Genomic DNA, 201 nt, shown 5'->3' with positions numbered 1-201 from the left:
GTTATATTACCTAAAATAAGTTCATCTACAATTAGTAGAATTGTAGATGGTATTAGTACAGAATTAAAAAAAGATGGATATAATGTACTTTTAGGAAATACAGATTTAGATATAGAAAAAGAAATAGATTATTTAAATATATTTAAAAATAATGAGGTAGATGGAATAATATTTTTAGCTAAGACAATTAGTAATAGACAT

It is taken from the genome of Romboutsia sp. 13368, from assembly GCF_018336475.1.
Classification (GTDB): Bacteria; Bacillota; Clostridia; order Peptostreptococcales; family Peptostreptococcaceae; genus Romboutsia.
This window is presented reverse-complemented; position numbering follows the sequence as displayed.